Here is a 1,236-nt window from a genome sequence, read left to right on the forward strand (position 1 = left end):
TTTCCCTTAGACTTGTTATTTTGTTAAAGAAGTAGTAACCAAAAGCAGCAGGATGTTCTTATGTTACTTTTAAGGCGTGCCTGCCTATCAAAAGATTGAAGACCCTGCTGCTTGCTGAACTTGTTTTCAAATAGAAATTGAGGCGTTTGTGCCTATTATCAGGGAATTGAAAGATGCTCAGTATTTGGTTACCGGATGTATCATTAAACATAAAGTTATGAACTATTTCGCAGGTATCGATGTATCAAAGGCCACATTGGATGTAACCGTCTTAAATGCAGGTAAAAACCTCCTTTATGGTAGATTTGCTAACAATGTAAAAGGGCATAAGGAAATGCTCAAGTGGCTGAATGCAGGACAAGTTGTCTTGGGAGAAACCCTGTTTTGCATGGAGAATACCGGACTTTACAGCAGGCCCTTAATGCTTTTTCTGTCTGTTCATGGATACAAAGTCTGGGTTGTTATGCCGATTGTGATCAAGCGTTCGATCGGTTTGCAGAGAGGAAAAAATGACAAAGCAGATTCCGGACGTATCGCCTTTTACGCATCAAAGAATTACAGCACCAGTACAAGTGCAGATATTCCGTCCGCCTCAGTTTTAGCGCTTAAAGACTGGCTTGCTTTCCGTGACCGGCTTGTTAAACAAAAGCAGCAGTTACAACAACCTGTAAATGAGTTTGCCGACATGGGGCTGATTTCTCAGGCAAAGGAAATGAACAAAGCATTACAGCCCGTTATAAATGCTGTCAACAAAAGTATTAAACACGTGGAGATGGCTATCAGAAAGCTCATCAGGCAACATCAGGATATAAAACAGGTATATGATCTGATGTTATCCGTACCGGGAGTAGGGGCAATAACAGCATGGTACCTGCTTGCCTACAGTAATGCAATGAGGAACTTTAACAATGCAAAGCAGCTGGCCTGTTATTGCGGCGTTGCTCCTTTTGAGCACTCGTCCGGCACTTCGGTAAAAGGCAAAAAAAGGGTTAGTGTAATGGCTAATAAACAACTTAAATCGTTATTACATCTGGGCGCTTTGACAATCATTAAAAACAAAAACTCTGAAATGTATGATTACTATGAAAGAAAAGTTACCCAGGGTAAAAACAAAATGAGCGTTATCAACGCCTTACGAAATAAAATGCTCCAGCGCATTGTCTCTGTTGTAAAAAACAACAAAACCTATCATTCAAAAATAGCAGCTTAATCTTGCTTTTATCATAGAAATCTTTT

The 1,236-nt window shown here is 40.0% G+C and carries 1 protein-coding gene; it reads left to right on the forward strand.

Annotated elements, in window-relative coordinates:
* The first annotated feature begins 217 nt into the window (after positions 1-217).
* On the forward strand, positions 218-1,210 hold the full coding sequence (locus EOD41_RS20525) for an IS110 family RNA-guided transposase (protein WP_127708718.1): 993 nt from the start codon (positions 218-220) through the stop codon (positions 1,208-1,210).
* Positions 1,211-1,236: the final 26 nt, after the last annotated feature.

The sequence above is a fragment of the Mucilaginibacter limnophilus genome (assembly GCF_004005815.1).
In the GTDB taxonomy this organism is placed as follows: Bacteria; Bacteroidota; Bacteroidia; order Sphingobacteriales; family Sphingobacteriaceae; genus Mucilaginibacter; species Mucilaginibacter limnophilus.